Source organism: Xanthomonas sp. SHU 199, from assembly GCF_000364665.1.
Classification (GTDB): Bacteria; Pseudomonadota; Gammaproteobacteria; order Xanthomonadales; family Xanthomonadaceae; genus Xanthomonas_A; species Xanthomonas_A sontii.
In genome coordinates, this window is the sequence record NZ_AQOI01000556.1 from 1 (window position 1) to 748 (window position 748).

Genomic DNA, 748 nt, shown 5'->3' on the forward strand with positions numbered 1-748 from the left:
CGGACGGCGTACATCCATGTACGCCGCCCTTCGGGTATTTCCCCGCGATGGCCGCCGCTTCGGAAGGGAACCCTGTACGGCAACAGCAACAGCAACAACAAAGCAAAAGCAAAGCAAAGACCAGAGCGACAGCGACAACAAAAGCAAATTCGAAATCGGCAACAGCAACGACACTAGCGACAGCAACAGCGGCACGGACAACGCACCGCTCCAATAAGTGGCTACAGCAACGCCGCGCCCGGACACTGCAGCGGCGAGACCCAATGCTGGCTGCCGAAGCCCGCATCTGCGAAAGCCGCCTGCACCGCCGGTGCCGCGGCCTCGGCCTCGGCACGGCTGGCGAACCAGGCGAACACACTCGGACCAGCGCCGGAAATGCCCGCACCCATCGCCCCCGCCGCCAGCGCCGCCGCCTTGGCCGCGTCGAAGCCGACGATCAGCGGCGCGCGGCGCGGCTCGATCAGCACGTCGCGCAGGCCGGCGCGCACCAGGGACTCGTCGCCGGCATGACAGCCCGCCAGCACCAACGCCAGGTTCGCGCTCTGCGCCACGAACTCGCCGAGCCGGTACTCCCCGGCCAACGCCGCGCGCGCGTGGCGCGTCTCCAGCGTCGCGTCCGGGTGCACCAGCAGGCTGTGCCAGCCGCTCGGCACCGGCACCGGCACCAGCCGCTCCAGGGTCGACAACACTAGCCCGCCCAGCAGCATCGGGCCGAGGTTGTCGCCGTGGCGGCTGCCGCTGGCCACCG

General features: G+C 69.4%; 1 protein-coding gene and 1 pseudogene. One reads left to right on the forward strand and one right to left on the reverse strand.

Annotated features, from left to right (window positions below; translation table 11 throughout):
* On the forward strand, nt 1-217 hold a 217-nt coding region (locus D183_RS27545), incomplete at its 5' end, for a hypothetical protein (protein ID WP_232757297.1).
* Between the two features lie 4 nt (nt 218-221).
* On the opposite strand, the pseudogene D183_RS0116520 reads toward D183_RS27545, so the two are convergent.
* Nucleotides 222-748 (reverse strand): annotated as a pseudogene (locus D183_RS0116520) (homoserine kinase); the annotation flags it as partial.